Source organism: Pseudoalteromonas sp. APM04 (genome assembly GCF_022809815.1).
In the GTDB taxonomy this organism is placed as follows: domain Bacteria; phylum Pseudomonadota; class Gammaproteobacteria; order Enterobacterales; family Alteromonadaceae; genus Pseudoalteromonas; species Pseudoalteromonas marina.
The window spans coordinates 211533-227962 of sequence record NZ_CP094442.1 but is presented as its reverse complement, the minus strand read 5'-3'; the positions used below and the strand labels follow the sequence as shown (position 1 = coordinate 227962).

Below are 16430 nucleotides of genomic sequence, written 5' to 3'. Positions count from 1 at the left end.
TGTATTACTAAGCCCAATACACCTTTACTTTATAACTCTAATTTATCTGTTTTTTGTTAGTTGATTATTATTAGCTAACGTTAGTTAAGTTTTCCTAACCTTTGATGTTTTAGCAGTTTCAGCCAGCTCACCCAGAGCTGGTTTTTTTTGCCTAAAATTTATTACTGCACACTGCTTTAGTGATAATAATTTATAATGTGCTGTAAACTCGCTTTCAAAACAAAACCCGCCCTAGTGAGTTTAGGTTGTGCGTGTTAATATTATTTTTGCAATTTATTATTTTATTTGGGCATGTTGATGCGTTATTACTTTTATTTACTATGTATTTGTTTTACTTTATTTTTAACGTCGGCTAATGCGGCTGAGCAACAAACAGAAGCCCCCTCAAAGTTACAAGAACAGCAAGCGCTTGAACAACTTAAAGAGCCTATGTATAAACCGCTTATGGAACGCTACATTTTAGATGAGTTAAAAGCGGTTCGCCAAGATCAGCAAAAACTGCGCGAAGACGTTACTAAACAAGTAACACATGCGCAGTTAGACACGGCCGACAGAGCCCTTACTTACACTACCGATACGATAAATAATGTGTTTTTTATTATTACCGCGACGGCATCTATTTTGGTACTTGTTGGCTGGAACTCGCTGCGCGATGTTAAAAATAAAGTAGAAGATATTGTAAATACCCGCGTGAGTGTTATTACTGATGAGTACGAAGAACGCTTAAAAGTATTAGAAGAAAAGCTGCGCGTTCGTTCGGAAGAAATACTTAGCAACCAAGAGCGTATATCGATTACAAATGAGGTTCACTCGTTGTGGATGCGCGCAAATTTAGAAAGTGATTATGCTAATAAAATCGAGATTTTTGATGAAATTTTAAAACGTAAACCTGAAGACGTTGAGGCTATTGCTTACAAAGCTGATGCCCTGCTTGAAATTAATCAAACCGCCAAGGCGATTGATTTATGTAACCAGGCAATTGATATAGATAGCGACTATGGTTATGCGTATTGGCAACGCGCATGTGCGTTTGCGTTAATACACGAACACGCCGATGCGCTGGCCGATATAAAAATGGCACTTGAGTATTCACCTAACTTACGTAATGAGTTACTCCACGAAAGTGCATTTGCAAGCCTTCACGATAATAATAGCTTTAATACTATTGTGGCAGGCGAGTAAGTTTAGCTTGCTTATATAGTTTGAAAAAAAGAGCGAAAGCTCTTTTTTTATGGCTGTAATAAAGTCCTGTGCTTTTGGATAAGTGGTTAACACGCAGCTGATTATTTAATACTGTGAGAAGCTGCGCTTCTAACGTGAGCAAGCTCTACGTCTACAAAACAAGGCCAAACTATGTCCTGTTCACTTTGTTTTCTCATTTTCTTCTCATTCGCTTCTCTTTGTGCATTACGTTTTTGAAAGATTATTATTCACAAAGAGGTTGAGAGGCGCTGCGCTTTTAGAGGTAAAAAATAAGTAATTTAATATTTTATCTGAAACAAGAAGCTACGCTTCTAACGTGAGCAAGCTCTACGTTTAGAAACAAGGCTAAGCATTGCCCAGATCATTATGTTTTCTCATTTACTTCTTTTTTTGCATTAAGATTTAAAAGTTCATATTCACAATGCCGTGGCTAAATACAGCCTGTAGAAGCGTTTTACTTGTGCTATAAAAGTGATTTTTTTACCACCGAGAAGTGAATGAGAAGAACAGGAGTAGTGACTAACCAATATTTTTTAACTCTGTGTAGCGCGAAGCGCCTCGGTGCACTCTGTGGTCATATCTAATTTTAAGTAATAAGAAGCTTCACTTCTAACGTCAGCAAGCTCTACGTCTACAAAACAAAACTCTATCCTGTGTATTATGGCTACTCATTTAGTCCTCATTCATTTCTCTTTGTGCATTTAAATTTTAAAGCCCATTATTCACAAAGAGGTTGAGAGACGCTGCGCTTTTAGAGTTAGGGACTAAGTAATTTAATATTTGACCTGAAACAAGAAGCTGCGCTTCTAACGTGAGCAAGCTCTACGTCTACAAAACAAGGCTAAGATATGCCGCGCTTTTAGAAGTAGAGGCTAAGTGATTTAATAAAGGATTACGTGAGCAGGCTTTAGGTATAAGGCATACGTACTCAGTATACCTTAGCCGCTTTACTTATATTTGAAGCTTCAGGGATTAGCGTTTAAAGTACAAGTCGATTGCTTTGGTGAGTAGCTCGTCGAGTTGCTCTTCAAAGCCATCCATATCGATTTCAAAGTGACTAAAATACTTTTTAACCTGCAATTGCGATAGGTTACGGCTTTTTACACTGTATTGGCGTTCGTCTTTTTGTTTATCGTAACGCGGTAAAAAAACGAATTGTGCATAATAAGGTGACTTAATATGCTTATTGGCATAACGACAAAAATCTTCAATATGTTGTGCGCCTTCGGGGCCTAAACAACCGGGCTCTACTCGGTACATTAAGCGAAGTTTTTTGTCGTCAGTAATTTGCATAATAATCCTTAACGAAAAAATAATACGCGAATTATTTTTCCGTTTTTAATTTGATAGCTCGATACAAGCTCTGAGCGTTTATCTATTACGTTTTCGTCTGCTGAGCAGGTTTCTGATAGCTCATGGTCTATTACTATATCACCATGGACTATGCGTTTAATTGGCGATGAGTGAATACACTTTAGCTTTTTAAACATCAAACCATAACGTGCTATTAGTTTTTCTTTTCCTTTAAATAATAGCTCATTGGGGAAAATATAAAACTCTACATCTTCATCGTAAACACGAATAAACTCTTCAATGTTGCGCGCGTTATAGGCTTTTATAAGTTGTTCAACCACAGCTAGTGATTCGCGTGATTGCTTGGCTTTAGCTTGCTGTTTAGCTGTTAAGGCCTCTTTTGCTTGGGCTACTGCTTTTTCTGCTTCGGCTACGGCTGCTGCCTTTTCTATTTTATTTTTAGGCTTTTCAACTGGTTTTGGTGTTTCATCGCCTAACACTTTTGAGTCGTCTGGTTTGGTTGGGTCAACAACCGGTTTTTTAAGCTCAGGGGCTTTGTATTCAAGTGTGTTTACTTTTTCATCCGCTTTTTGCTGATCGGTAGTAGGCTCTGTGGCATAGCTATTTACTGCTAGCGTAAAGGTAAATAAAGCAAAAAAAATAGATAACGATTTCATAACTTTCCTAATAAAAACACTGAGCGTGTATTGTATTGCAACATAGCAAATTTTAACGTTTTCGGGTAGCAATTAAATGAATAACCTTGGCTTTCATAGCGTAGTTTAGCTTGAGTTTAACCCAGCTTTTAAAATAATTTTGTTAAATACATAATTTTTAATGATGGTATGAAAAGTGATTACTTCACCACCAAGAAGGAAAGGACAGGAGCCGTGACTAATTGTTACTCTTTTTTTCTCGGTGTAGCGCGAAGCGCCTCGGTGCGCTCGGTGGTGATACCTTTTTTTAAGTAACAAGAAGCTACGCTTCTAACGTAAGCAAGCTCTATGTCTACAAAACAAAGCTAAACTATGACCTGTTCACTTTGGCTGCTCATTTACTCCTCATTTGTTTCTCTTTGTGCATTAAGATTTTAAAGCCCATTATTCACAAAGAGGTTAAGAGGCGCTGCGCTTTTAGAGGTACAAAATAAGTAATTTAATATTTGACCAGAAGTGAGAAGCTACGCTTTTAACGTGAGCAAGCTCTACGTTTACAAAACAAAGCTAATCTATGACCTGCTTACTATGGCTACTCATTTACTCCTCATTCGCTTCTCTTTGTGCATAAAGATTTCAAAAGCAGTGGCTGAATGTAGCCTACAGACTCGCTTTACTTTCGTTTAATAGCAACTGCTATAAAAGTGATTATTTCACCACCTAGAAGTGAAGGAGAAGACCAGGAGTAGTGACTAAAAAATGCTTTTAACTCTGTGTAGCGCGAAGCGCCTCGGTGCACTCTGTGGTGATACCTTTTTTAAGTAATAAGAAGCTGCGCTTCTAACGTGAGCAAGCTCTACGTCTACAAAACAAAGCCCTAGCCAATTTATTTTAGCTACTCATTTACTCCTCATTCGCTTCTCTTTGTGCATTAAGATTTCAAAAGCAGTGGCTGAATGTAGCCTGAAGACGCGCTTTACTTTCGTTTAATAGCAACGTTTATCTCATGCTATAAAAGTGATTGTTTCACCACCGAGAAGTGAAGGAGAAGACCAGGAGTAGTGACTAAAAAATGCTTTTAACTCTGTGTAGCGCGAAGCGCCTCGGTGCGCTCTGTGGTCATATCTATTCTTAAGTAATAAGAAGCTGCGCCTCTAGCGTGCGTCTACCGGAGTTTTTCAAGTTAGTTGTCGCCTCAAGTTAAATTTTATGCCGCCCGCATTTCTTCTTTTTTCTCAGGGTTTAAATTTACTTCATTTATCATTGACCAGTCTCGTGACTTCCCTGACCAACGGCTTGGGTTATTCAATTTAGCTGCGTCGTTTACCTGCTGACGCTTAGCTAATATTTCTTTATCTAAACCTGAATGACGTTGGTTTGGCGTCACAAATTTTATACCACTGTGTAGGTGCTCATTATTGTACCAATCAACGAACCCACTTACCCATTCTCTTGCTGCGCTTATATCTTCAAATGGCTTTTCTGGGTATTCTGGGCGATACTTTAACGTTTTAAATAACGACTCAGAGTATGGATTGTCATTACTTACTGACGGTCGACTAAATGATGGCACAATCCCTAACTCCTGTAATGTTGCCAGTAATGTCGCGCCTTTCATTGGGCTGCCATTATCTGAGTGTAACGTAACTTGCTCGCGCTTTATTTGCTCCCGACTGCAAATATCCTTCATTAAATCTGCGGCTAATTCACTTAACTGTGAGTCGTAAACTTGCCAGCCAACAACCTTTCGACTAAAAATGTCCATCACTAAATATAAGTATAAAAATTGCCCTTTTACGCTCGTTGGTAAATAGGTGATATCCCAAGTGTAGACTTCATTTGCACGCACTGCTTTCAATACTCTTGGCTTTTTTATCGGCTTAGCTGGCTTTACTTTTTCTCTATGCGTTAATAAGTTATGTGCCTTCATGACACGATAAAACGAACTTTCAGACGCTATCCATATGCCCTTATCAAGCAGCTTAGGGACTATTTTACTGGCCGGTAAATGCCCATATTCGGCTGAATTAGCCGTATTAATAATGCGCTGCCGCTCTAACTCTGTGAGACGGTTAGGCGGCTGTTTTTTCGTACTCGTCCGTTTGTCAGTCATATCGTCTGCTTCAATCCACCGCTGAACGGTTCTTAGTGTCAGTCCAAGTAACTCACATGCCTTTTCTTTCCTTGCCCCTGAAGCCTGTGCGTTTGTGATAAGCGTTATTAATTCATGTCGCTCAGTCGCTGTTGTTAATCGTCCTCGTTGAAACCCCAAAGTGCATCCGCTTTTTTTTTGAGTACAAGTAGAGCGGCAGTTTCAGCTAAGGCCTTATCTTTGCGATTCAGTTCTTTTTGCAGTTGCTTTATTTCTTGCTTAAGCTGTTTACTGTCTGACTTTACTGTTTTATTTGAAGGTGGTGTTACTAAGTCTTTCTTCCATTGCTGAATATGATGCGGATAAAGCCCTATATTACGGCAGTATTCATTTATGGCGGCTTCATCTAAACTTCCACACTCAATTACTGCGTTGAGTCTTTCTTCTAAACTCCAGTCTTGTGGTCGTTTTTCTGCTGTCATTTGGCTACCCGTCTGGTGTATTTCAAGTTGATGCTTTTTTGCCAGTGCTATCCAACGTTGTAACGTTGAATAACCGACACCTAAGTCATCTGCAATATCTTCTAAGCGAACATCATCACATTGAGATAATGCTTTTTCAACAGCTTGAACTTTAAACTCTTGTGTAAATTGACGTTTCATTTTATTTGCCTCTGCTAAATGTTAGAGGCGACAACTATCCTGACACAGGGGGCTACAAGACAAAGCTCTACCCTGTTTATTTGGCTACTCATTTTCTTCTTATTCTGTTCTCTTTGTGCATTACGTTTTTGAAAGATTATTCACAAAGAGGTTAAGAGATGCTGCGCTTTTAGAGTCTGGTACTCATGATTTTATAATTATTAAGGCATAAAAAAAGCCGCATAAAATGCGGCTTTGGAGGTTAGTCTCACTTCACTTTGGGCGTGTCTCCAAAACTTAGTGAATACGTTACCAAGGAACTGTTTTATTGATTAGATAGACTCTAATGCAATTTTAACCATTTCGTTAAACGTGCTTTGACGTTCGTCAGCAGGTGTTGCTTCGCCAGTGATCACGTGGTCGCTTACGGTAAATAATGCCATTGCGTTTGCGCCGTACTCAGCTGCAACGCCATATAAACCGGCTGTTTCCATATCTACTGCAAGAACGCCTAACTTATCTAAATCTTTGTAGAAAGTGTCGTCTGCTTGATAGAAAGTGTCGGTTGTGAATACGTTACCTACTTTTGCTTTAATGCCTAGCTCTTTTGCTGCATTAACGCCGTTTAAAAGTAGGTCGAAGTCTGCAATTGCAGAAAAGTCGTAACCACGAACACGTGCACGGTTTACGTTTGAGTCTGTGCTTGCACCTTGTGCAAAAATTACGTCACGGATTTTAATGTCGGTACCAATACCGCCACATGTACCAATGCGTATAATGTTTTTTACGCCAAAGCTAACAATTAGCTCACGTGCATAAATAGACATTGATGGAATACCCATGCCTGAACCCATAATGCTTACTGGCTTACCTTTGTAAGTACCTGTAAAGCCAAACATGTTGCGTACACCAGTTACTTGTACCGCATCATCTAAAAAGTTTTCAGCAATATATTGCGCACGTAGCGGATCGCCTGGCATTAAAACTGTTTCGGCGAAATCACCAACATTTGCATTTATATGAGGAGTACTCATTCGTTGTTTCCTTTTTATTTTGGCGCGTTTAATTGAGTTAAAAAGCTGTCGCCATATTCAAGCTCAGACAAGTTAAACCACTGTGCTAGTGTTTGACCAATATCTGCAAAACTGTTTCGTTCACCTAGCGGTGTATTATCCATACCAGGCTTATACGCTATCACAGGTACGTATTCACGCGTGTGCTCAGAACCTGGAAAGGTTGGGTCACACCCGTGGTCGGCAGTGATCATTAATACATCATCTGCATTTAACTGGTTTAGAATAGTTGGTAAATAGTCATCAAATTCTTTTAATGCTTTAGCGTAACCTACCGGGTTACGGCGATGACCAAATTTTTCATCAAAATCAACCAAGTTGGTAAAAATTAAACTGCGATCAGGTGCTGTTGAAATAACCTCGCTGGTTTTTTCAAGCAAGTTCATAAGCCCAGGTGCTTTGTGCTTTTGGGTTATGCCTTGATGCGCGTATATGTCTGAAATTTTACCAATACTAATTACTTCGCCGCCGTCTTTTGCTAAAACATCTAACAATGTTGGTGCTGGCGGAAGTACTGAATAGTCACGACGATTGCCTGTTCGTGCAAAATCTTGACTATTTGAACCCAAAAATGGCCGCGCAATCACTCGCCCTATATTCATTTCATCAAGCAGCGCCCGTGCGATTTCGCAAACTTGATAAAGCTTCTCTAGGCCAAATGACTCTTCATGCGCGGCTATTTGAAACACGCTATCAGCTGAGGTGTAACAGATTGGTTTACCTGTTTTTACGTGCTCTTCACCTAGCTGTTCTAATATGGTTGTTCCTGATGCATGGCAATTGCCTAAAATGCCAGGAATACCTGTACGAGCTATAAACTCGTCTACAAATTCTTGTGGGAAACTGGGCTGTGTTTTTGGGAAGTATCCCCAATCAAATAACACAGGCACGCCAGCCATTTCCCAATGGCCTGATGGAGTGTCTTTTCCGCTAGAAAGTTCTTTAGCGTAACCCCATGCACCTTGTGGTGCTTGGCGGTCTGAAACTAAACACGTTTCTCCACCGGCGGCCTCACAGGCGTCTACTAAACCTAATTTAGATAAATTAGGAAGCGAAAGTGCGCTGCCTGTTTCGTCGTAATATGCTTTTAGTAAGTGAGCGAATGTATTGGCGCCAAGATCACCAAATTTATCTGCATCTGGTGCTGCACCGATTCCTAGGCTATCTGCCATTAAGATAATTGCTCTTGCCATTTTGACCTCACTTTGTTTCTAGGTGGTTACTTTATCTGCTGAACGATTTTTCCGTACAGGACAAAAGTCCTGTTTCATAAAACCTAAACATTATAAATTTGCGTTCTTAAGCGAAGCAAAAGAGATTAATCGTGTCTTTTTTGCTATTGTGATCTACCAACAATATATCCTTCTGTGTGGGTGAGAACTTTAGTGACACGAACAACTATTATAGCTATTGCTGGCGCGTCTGCGTCGGGCAAATCTCTGTTTAGCCAAACTATATACAACGAGTTGGTTAATGAGCTTGAACCGGGCGCAATTGCCATTATTGAAGAAGATGCTTATTACAAGGATCAGTCGCATTTGCCGATGGCTCATCGTACGCAAACGAACTACGACCATCCTGATGCATTTGAACATGAGTTAATGCTTGAACATTTAACTCAACTTCGTAGTGGAAATTCAGTAGAAGTACCAACATATGATTATGCACAGCATACCCGCAGCGATAAAACGCGACGTGTAGCCGCTGCAAAAATTTTAATTGTTGAAGGTATTTTATTACTGAGCGACAAAGCGCTAAATAAAGAATTTGATATTAAGGTATTTATAGATACTCCTTTAGATATCTGCTTAATGCGTCGTATGCAACGTGATATGGAGCAGCGAGGCAGAACGTTACAATCTGTTGTTGAACAGTATCAAGCAACTGTAAGACCGATGTTTTATCAATTTATTGAGCCTTCTAAGCATAATGCAGATTTAGTAGTGACTCGAGGCGGCATGAACCGCGTTGCGATTGATATTATAAAAAGTAAAATTAAATATTTACTACAAGAATAACAACGGGAAACATTTGTATGACAACATTTATGAGCTTGGTAGGCATGTGTGTGCTGCTGGGCATTGCCTTTGCCGCGTCAACTAATCGCAAGGCAATTAATTTAAGAACCGTTGCTATAGCATTTGCAATGCAAGTTGTTATTGGCGGCTTTGTTCTGTTTTTTGACGCAGGAAAAAACGTATTAGCAAGTATGTCAGCAGCTGTTTCATCGGTTATTGGCTACGCGAATGACGGGATAGGCTTTTTGTTTGGCCCGCTGGCATCGCAGGATACGCTAGGTTTTATTTTTGCAATTCAGGTTTTGCCCGTTATTGTGTTTTTCTCAGCGCTGGTCGCTGTTTTATATCACATAGGCATTATGGACTGGATAATTAAGATTTTAGGCGGTGGTTTACAAAAGCTTTTAAAAACCTCGCGTACAGAATCACTTTCAGCGACGGCAAATATATTTGTTGGCCAAACTGAAGCGCCGTTAATTGTTAAACCGTTTATAGCAACAATGACCAAGTCTGAGTTATTTGCTGTAATGGTAGGTGGCTTAGCCACTGTAGCTGGCTCTGTAATGGCTGGTTACGTAATTATTGGTGTAGAGCTTAAGTACTTAATTGCAGCCAGCTTTATGGCGGCACCAGGTGGTTTTTTAATGGCAAAAATGATTGTGCCAGAAACCGAAACACCTAAAGATAACTTAGCTGATTTAGATTTAAACGACGATGATAAACCGGTAAACGTAATTGATGCTGCTGCATCAGGTGCGGCAAATGGTATGCATTTAGCACTTAATGTTGGTGCAATGCTACTGGCATTCGTAGCGTTAATTGCGCTTCTAAATGGTTTATTAGGTGGTGTAGGCGGATGGTTTGATCATCCAACATTAACGCTACAAGAAATTTTAGGTTATGTATTTGCTCCTGTTGCATGGTTACTCGGTGTACCGTGGGATGAAGCAATTATAGCCGGCAGTTTTATTGGTCAAAAGATAGTAGTAAACGAGTTTGTTGCTTACTTAGACTTTATAAATTATCGCGATACGTTAAGTGCGCACACACAAGCAATTGTTACGTTTGCTTTGTGTGGATTCGCTAACTTATCATCGATAGCCATTTTACTAGGTGGGTTAGGCGGTATGGCGCCTAGCAGGCGGAAGGATATCGCACGCTTAGGGCTCAGAGCAGTGTTAGCAGGATCTATGGCTAACCTTATGAGCGCAGCAATTGCTGGGTTTTTCCTCTCGCTAGCTTAGAAACTTAAGAGATGAACCGGTGTTGCAAAACAAGAAGTTAGTACTTTAAGGGGTTAAAGTGCTAGCTGACTTGAACGATACTTCACCAAGGGCCGCAAGGCCCTTTTATCGTTTTAGGGCTTTAATAAAGTTACCTTCCTTCCTATATCCTCTCTTTATTTTGATTATGAGATTTTTACAACTCAAATAACCACTAATACTTTGTAAATTTAACAATTTTAAACCACACTTAATTAAGTGTTTCCAAGCCTAAATTGACTAGTTGTAGTGAATTATAATCTGACCTTTTTTATCCTTTTTTTATCATTTAGTACTTTGGCTGAAGAGCCTTTGCTGGTTGTTACAGAATTAGCACCACCTAATCAAGTTTTAATAGACGGTGAAGTTCAAGGTAAAGGAACACAGTACATAAGAGATATATTTAAACAGGCAGGTTTAACACCAAACATACAAATGTACCCTTGGGCCCGCGCCTATAAAATGGCAAGCGAGGAAAAAAACACGTTTATTTACAGTATTGCTCGCACGCCAGAACGTGAAAATCAATTTCAGTGGGTAGGGGAAATTGGTCGCTTTGAAATGGGGTTTGTTGGGCTATCAGACAGAACCGATATAGTAATCAATAGTATTAACCAAGCAAAAAATTACAAAATAGCTATGCAACATAACGACTTCTCGACCCAAACTCTCACTAAAATGGGGTTTGAGGGCGTTATAACTTCAGATATACAGCATTCTTATAAGTTACTACTAGCCAAAAAAGTAGACCTAATATTGGATGACCCGCTTTATATGCTCCAATATAGTGATTACTTTAAACTTAAATCTGGTCACTTAAAATTTATTTTTAAAATAGATGCATTAACAACGGTTGCTTATTTAGCTGCAAATAAAGATACAGATAAAGTTCTTATAGAAAAAATGGAAGAAGCGCACAAACAAGTGAGCAAAACTAAAAGAAGCCCTTACGGTAAATGAGATAAATTACACGCGGCTTTTGAATTAAATGATGTGCAGGTGAGGTAAATAACTAACAATAAGTAGTATTAGCTCAGCGGTGCTTGAACTATCTCTTCTACGCTTTTACTAATTAAAGCTATACAGGCTTTTTATTAACACGTGACCCTGTCACTAACTAGGTATTTATATTAGACCTTGGGGTCAAGTAGAACCACTTTAATTGTGATCCTTGGTATTAGGTCGGGCTGTTGAATAAGTTAGGTTTGTTTCAGACACAAAAAAAGCGCCCTAGGCGCTTTTTTTCATTTTACTTAAAAGTAAAATTATACAGCTGTGATGTTATCAGCTTGAGGACCTTTTTGACCTTGTGAAAGAGTGAACTCTACACGTTGGCCTTCAGCTAAAGTTTTGAAACCTTCGCTTTTGATTGCTGAGAAATGTGCGAAAACGTCTGGGCCATTTTCTTGCTCGATGAAACCAAAACCTTTAGACTCGTTGAACCACTTAACTGTACCTGATACGATGTTAGACATTGTAATATCCTGATATAAAAATAAAAAATATGCTCATATGAGCGGGTGTAGCAAAAAATGAGATGGTACTTTAAAAACTTCAGGACGGTACTACAAGTATTACTTATACAACAACGAAATGGAGATTTATAGCTTACATGCTTTCTTTCTAGCTGCGGTCCACTATATAGATAACCAAATATAAGTCAAGCACTTCCTTATTTTATTGAGCGATAAATAATCAACCTGTATTTATACGCTTAAAATTCAAATTCTAGGGCAAGTCTAAAACTGTGGTTTTTTTCAGACTGGCTAATTTCACTTATAAAGCCAGCTTCCCATTTTAGCTGTTTTTGCCCTTCAAACCGGTATAGCCCAATAAAACCGGGCCCAATTCCGATAAAATCTTCCCCTGCATATAACTCAATAGAGGGTTGAAACGCAGACAAGTATCGGTAACGATATTGTGCCCTAAACTCTGTTTCCCATTCGTTCTCTATGTCTTGCCCCCATTCGTATACCAAAAAAGCATTCATGGTGAGACTTGCACGACCAAACTCTTTTTCAATTACAAAACCGGAGGTTGCTTCGTATGCGTCGGCGTCATGCTGTTTTTCAAATTCAAACAAAGCGCCCCAATCAGCCCATAACCGGCCTTGCTCTATTAGTTGCCATCTAAGCTCCAATTCATACGCTTGCAAGCCAAAGTCGCCGTTATCATCTCGCTCACCCACTAAATAACCTTCTAGTGCCATAGTGTCGTTAATGGCACCACCTAAACCAATACGTTGAGCTAAAATATTGCCACTGTCGGTTTGATGCGACACAAGGCGCCACTCAAGCTCTCGTTCAAACGGCAACACATACGGGTGATAAACTTTATCTACTACTATGCCATCAGCATAAGCGAGCTTAGGTATTAATAAACAAAAACCAATTAATACAGTAGCTGCAAATAGGTTTATTGCTTTCATGATTTTTCCTTAGTGATTGATTTAGGAATAAAATAACTAGCAGATAAAAATAATACGCTGCTCAGCACATAGCTTAAAAAACTGGTTAAATTTGGTGTAGCCTCATAACCGATCAGAGCGCGCAATACTCTTCCAAACTCTGAGTTTTCGGTTAAAATGTCACGTAAATCCCATACGGTTACCGTTGTTGGTATCAAATCAATTTGGCTCGCCAAATCAAGCGCCACAACTAGTTTTGCTGCACTATTTAAAGCTAACAATACCAATAAAGGGGTAAGCCCAAAGCGCTGTTTGATTGCACTCAATAAAAAATACAACAAGACGCTAAAGCTGCTGCATATTCCCAAGCCTAAAAAAGTGCCAATAAATAAACTTTGAGCCGCTTCGTTGCTTTGCCAAAAGCCAATCAGGTAAATAATGTAGTGACTTAAATAAAGTGTCATTACACTGATAATCGCAATCATAAAAGCAGCTGTTGCTTGTTTAATGGCGTAGTACAGTGCACTAATAAAAATTAAAATACACAAACCAATTTGGGCATATTCTAAACCCTGATAGTCAAACAAGGGGCTCATTAACGGCGCACTTTTTACAAACAAAAATGAAAGCCCGATCCCTAAAATAAGCCCTCCCAGCAATTTCATTAAACTTTGCTTGGCTACAACTTGGAGTAAAATAAGTAAAATGGCCACCGGCAGTAACTGGTTTAGACTCATCACTAGGCTAGTTATTAGCATTAGAACGCTCCTTTTCAGTCACTATGACAGCACCACGCGCCGTATTGGGCGAAAACTCGCCAAAAAATTCATAGCGCCCAGGGATTAATGGCCCGATATAAATAACGCTTTTGCGCTTTGGGTAAAGTACTTTCTCTCGATTGAGATCGAAACTGTCGAACTCTTCAGGCGTACTATCTTGATTTTCGATTAACAAGCGTACCTTTTTATTGGCCGGCACGACGATTTCTGCGGGGTAAAACAAATGATCTTTAAGTACAATACGATAGTCTTTACTGGCGGCGTTAAATGATAAAAATACACAACAATATAAGTAAGGCCTAATAAGTTGTTTAATCACATTTAGCTCCTGCAAAAACTACCTGTACTTTTAAGCCACCCAAATCACTATCCGTTAAGTGAATTTCAGCGCGATAAATAGCAATAATATGCTGCACTATTGCCATGCCTAAGCCCGCACCTTGTTCACCCGAAGGGTGTTGGTCACCGCCAACACGATAAAAACGGTTAAATATCCGTTGTTTTTGATCGTTCGTCATACCTGGGCCACTGTCTTCTATTTGCCAAATACGCTGCTTGTGCATCTGCTTTAGTGTTATTTTTATTTGTCCATTGGCTGGTGCGTACTTTATAGCATTGCTAAGTAGGTTTGAAATTAGCGTCACTAAGGTAAATTCATCACCGTTAATGATAAAATCATCTCCCTCAAGACTGATAGTGTGATTTTTAGCCTCTATTTTTTCATACAACTGGCTAACACCTTCTTGCGTGATCGCTAATAATGACTGCTCCTTAAACTGTTTTTGCCACTGCTCTGGCTGAGTACGCCCTAGTATTAGCATTTGCTCGACTATATTGGACAGTCGATTAATACCTTGGGTCATGGCTTGTAGTTCTTGGTTATCTCCTTGTTGAGCTGCCAAATTGTGCACATTAATTTTTAAACTGCTCAGGGGAGTACGTAATTCATGTGCCGCATCAGAGGCAAAAAAACGCTCTCGTAAATAGGCGGTTTCTACGCGTTTAAATAAATCGTTTAAGCGGCTGATCACCGGTTTTATTTCTTCATCTGTCACCTGCCAATTGATCGCAGTGAAGTCATTTGCTTGGCGCAGAGCTAACTGTTTTGATAAACGGGTTAATGGTGCCAGTGCATATTTAACAAAAAAGCTAATAAATAGCGCAAGCAAAGGAACCGCCCAGAGCATAGGCAACATAGCTGATAAAATAACCGCCTCGGCAAGTTCAAACCGCTTAGCAATCGGCTCGGCAACAATAACGGTGCGTAAAGAAGTGACAAAAACGAATACCCGCATTCGCTGCCCTGCAATATTAAGCGTTTGAAAACCCGCTTGATACTGGCTCAAATCAAGATTTAATTCGTCAGAGCCACTAAGAAGCTCACCAGCTTGCCAAATTTGATACAGTAACTGGGCGCTGTCTTGTATTTTTGGCGCCATGGCGTTTATAGATAAAGGCTGTTGCATCAACACTCCAGCGACCACTTTTAGCTCACTATCGAGTAATTGCTCACCATGGCTCATACTTTTTTGGTAGCCTTTGACTAAAGCTAAAAAGCAGGTTAACACCATCATTGACAGTAAAATAAGAGTTAAACGCTTACGAATTGACATAGAGTTTGGTTACCTTTGTAAATTCAAGTTTGTGCAATCTAGGGGCGTTTTAATCACGTGAACTATCTCTTTCCCACGACATAGCCAATACCACGGAGAGTTTTAATAAAATCGCTGGGGAATTTTTTTCGTAGGTGATGAATATGTACTTCAATGGTGTTGGAGCCAACTTCTTCTCCCCACTGATAGAGTTTATTTTCTAACTGCTGTTTAGATTGCACGCGACCTTGGTTTTCCAACAGCGCCTTTAGCAGCATGTACTCTTTTCGTGGCAGAGAAAGTAGCCCATCGTTGAGTGTGACACTATGCGCTGACGTGTCCATAGTCACTTCGCCACACTGTAATAAACTCGACTGAGCTTGATTTACTCGGCGGCTCGCTACGCGCAAACGAGCAAATAATTCGGCTGGTTCAAATGGCTTAGCTAAATAATCATCAGCGCCCATATCAAGCCCTTGCACTTTGTCATCAATGCTACTTCGTGCAGTTAGTATAACCACCGGAATCACTTTTTTTTGTGCTTTTATGTGCTTTAAAATTTGTGAACCATCACCATCGGGTAAACCTAGATCAAGTATAATCAACTCTATTTCACCACTGCCTAAGCATTGCAATGCATGCTTAACCGTTGCGCTATGCTCTACACTGTAGCCTTCTTGGCGCAATGAGCGGCAAAGCCCTTGCGCCACAAGATGATCATCTTCAACTAATAATAAATGCATTGTTTATTTTGTTATCTCTTTAGTTTTTTATCTACTTTAGCTAATAAAGAGCTAATTGCTTGTTGACGATATTTATCAGCTTTAGCACGAGTATCACGAATACCTGCTGCTTGCGCAACTAACAAATGGACTTTAGCTTGCTCATATTCACGTTCGTCATATAAAAACTCACCATACAAGTAATTGGTATCAATGCCTTTATTGTTAAAAGCGAGCGCTTGCTTAAAAAACTTGTCGGCGGTGTCATCATCACCAAAACCAATAGGCCACCCCGGTACTTTACTGTATAAGGTTGCTAGGCTGGCATACGCTGAGCCACCTAAAGCACTGTCGTCTACCTTAATGGCTTGCTCTAATGACGCTTTTGCATCTTTAGCATAGCCCAGTGCCCCTAACCCGCCCTTTGCGCCAGCAAAACTGGCCAGTACAATGCCGTTCCACGTATAGCTATTTGCTGAATCAGGGTAGTTTTCAATAAATTGAGCACTTTGCTCACTCAGTTGAGTAAACGCTTTAATTTGTGCATCACCTTCAAGCTCATAATTAGCAACCGCCCATTGCTGTTGAATAGCAAGTAAATCGCTTTGTTCGTCTGCAAATACCGGCGATGAAAACACACTAACAATGCTTAAATAAGCTACTAAAGTAAATTTTTTCATAATAAATCCTCT

16 protein-coding genes are annotated in these 16430 nt (G+C 39.7%); 4 read left to right on the top strand and 12 right to left on the bottom strand.

Annotated features, from left to right (window positions below):
- Positions 1 to 297 precede the first annotated feature (297 nt).
- The gene (locus MTP24_RS16960; RefSeq protein WP_008129566.1) at positions 298 to 1182 is read left to right on the top strand and encodes a tetratricopeptide repeat protein; all 885 of its coding nucleotides are present in this window, start codon (positions 298 to 300) and stop codon (positions 1180 to 1182) included.
- Between the two features lie 993 nt (positions 1183 to 2175).
- Here MTP24_RS16960 and MTP24_RS16955 read toward each other — a convergent pair.
- The 5 genes from MTP24_RS16955 to MTP24_RS16935 form a co-directional block, all read right to left on the bottom strand.
- Complete coding sequence (locus MTP24_RS16955; protein WP_058429360.1) at positions 2176 to 2496, bottom strand: hypothetical protein; 321 nt, start codon at positions 2494 to 2496, stop codon at positions 2176 to 2178.
- Between the two features lie 8 nt (positions 2497 to 2504).
- On the bottom strand, positions 2505 to 3173 hold the full coding sequence (locus tag MTP24_RS16950) for a nuclear transport factor 2 family protein (RefSeq protein WP_243534389.1): 669 nt from the start codon (positions 3171 to 3173) through the stop codon (positions 2505 to 2507).
- A gap of 1186 nt (positions 3174 to 4359) precedes the next feature.
- A protein-coding gene (locus MTP24_RS16945) for an IS3 family transposase (protein WP_086007399.1) occupies positions 4360 to 5906 on the bottom strand; the annotation gives its coding sequence in 2 pieces (ribosomal slippage) (positions 4360 to 5426 and positions 5426 to 5906; 1548 coding nt in all).
- A gap of 311 nt (positions 5907 to 6217) precedes the next feature.
- Positions 6218 to 6919 (bottom strand): purine-nucleoside phosphorylase, encoded by a 702-nt coding sequence (gene deoD, locus MTP24_RS16940; RefSeq protein ID WP_006794609.1) that lies wholly within the window; start codon positions 6917 to 6919, stop codon positions 6218 to 6220.
- A 14-nt stretch (positions 6920 to 6933) separates the two neighbouring features.
- Positions 6934 to 8151 carry a phosphopentomutase gene (locus MTP24_RS16935; protein WP_008132937.1) on the bottom strand — a complete coding sequence of 406 codons (1218 nt, stop codon included), beginning with the start codon at positions 8149 to 8151 and terminating at the stop codon, positions 6934 to 6936.
- Positions 8152 to 8343: 192 nt separating this feature from the next.
- On the opposite strand from MTP24_RS16935, the gene udk reads away from it, so the two are divergent.
- From udk to MTP24_RS16920, 3 genes are all read left to right on the top strand, one after another.
- Positions 8344 to 8976, top strand: a complete 633-nt coding sequence (gene udk / locus MTP24_RS16930; protein WP_006794607.1) for a uridine kinase — start codon at positions 8344 to 8346, stop codon at positions 8974 to 8976.
- 17 nt (positions 8977 to 8993) lie between these two features.
- A complete protein-coding gene (locus tag MTP24_RS16925) occupies positions 8994 to 10220 on the top strand; it encodes a NupC/NupG family nucleoside CNT transporter (protein ID WP_008132935.1) in 1227 nt (408 codons plus the stop codon).
- A 315-nt stretch (positions 10221 to 10535) separates the two neighbouring features.
- Positions 10536 to 11198 (top strand): transporter substrate-binding domain-containing protein, encoded by a 663-nt coding sequence (locus MTP24_RS16920; RefSeq protein WP_243534531.1) that lies wholly within the window; start codon positions 10536 to 10538, stop codon positions 11196 to 11198.
- Between the two features lie 305 nt (positions 11199 to 11503).
- Here the strand turns inward: MTP24_RS16920 and MTP24_RS16915 are convergent, their stop codons facing one another.
- The 7 genes from MTP24_RS16915 to MTP24_RS16885 all read right to left on the bottom strand — a co-directional run bounded on the left by MTP24_RS16915 (position 11504) and on the right by MTP24_RS16885 (position 16418).
- Positions 11504 to 11713 (bottom strand): cold-shock protein, encoded by a 210-nt coding sequence (locus tag MTP24_RS16915; protein WP_002959120.1) that lies wholly within the window; start codon positions 11711 to 11713, stop codon positions 11504 to 11506.
- 239 nt (positions 11714 to 11952) lie between these two features.
- On the bottom strand, positions 11953 to 12666 hold the full coding sequence (locus MTP24_RS16910; protein ID WP_008132926.1) for a hypothetical protein: 714 nt from the start codon (positions 12664 to 12666) through the stop codon (positions 11953 to 11955).
- Positions 12663 to 13403 carry an iron transporter gene (locus MTP24_RS16905; protein WP_243534387.1) on the bottom strand — a complete coding sequence of 247 codons (741 nt, stop codon included), beginning with the start codon at positions 13401 to 13403 and terminating at the stop codon, positions 12663 to 12665. The genes MTP24_RS16910 and MTP24_RS16905 overlap by 4 nt, the downstream gene beginning before the upstream one ends.
- Positions 13390 to 13743 carry a cupredoxin domain-containing protein gene (locus tag MTP24_RS16900; RefSeq protein WP_006793322.1) on the bottom strand — a complete coding sequence of 118 codons (354 nt, stop codon included), beginning with the start codon at positions 13741 to 13743 and terminating at the stop codon, positions 13390 to 13392. Before MTP24_RS16900 ends, MTP24_RS16905 begins: the two co-directional genes overlap by 14 nt.
- On the bottom strand, positions 13736 to 15037 hold the full coding sequence (locus MTP24_RS16895; protein WP_010556092.1) for an ATP-binding protein: 1302 nt from the start codon (positions 15035 to 15037) through the stop codon (positions 13736 to 13738). The genes MTP24_RS16900 and MTP24_RS16895 overlap by 8 nt, the downstream gene beginning before the upstream one ends.
- Before the next feature lie 62 nt (positions 15038 to 15099).
- Positions 15100 to 15759, bottom strand: a complete 660-nt coding sequence (locus tag MTP24_RS16890; protein ID WP_243534385.1) for a response regulator transcription factor — start codon at positions 15757 to 15759, stop codon at positions 15100 to 15102.
- An 11-nt stretch (positions 15760 to 15770) separates the two neighbouring features.
- The gene (locus MTP24_RS16885; protein WP_010556094.1) at positions 15771 to 16418 is read right to left on the bottom strand and encodes a hypothetical protein; all 648 of its coding nucleotides are present in this window, start codon (positions 16416 to 16418) and stop codon (positions 15771 to 15773) included.
- Positions 16419 to 16430: the final 12 nt, after the last annotated feature.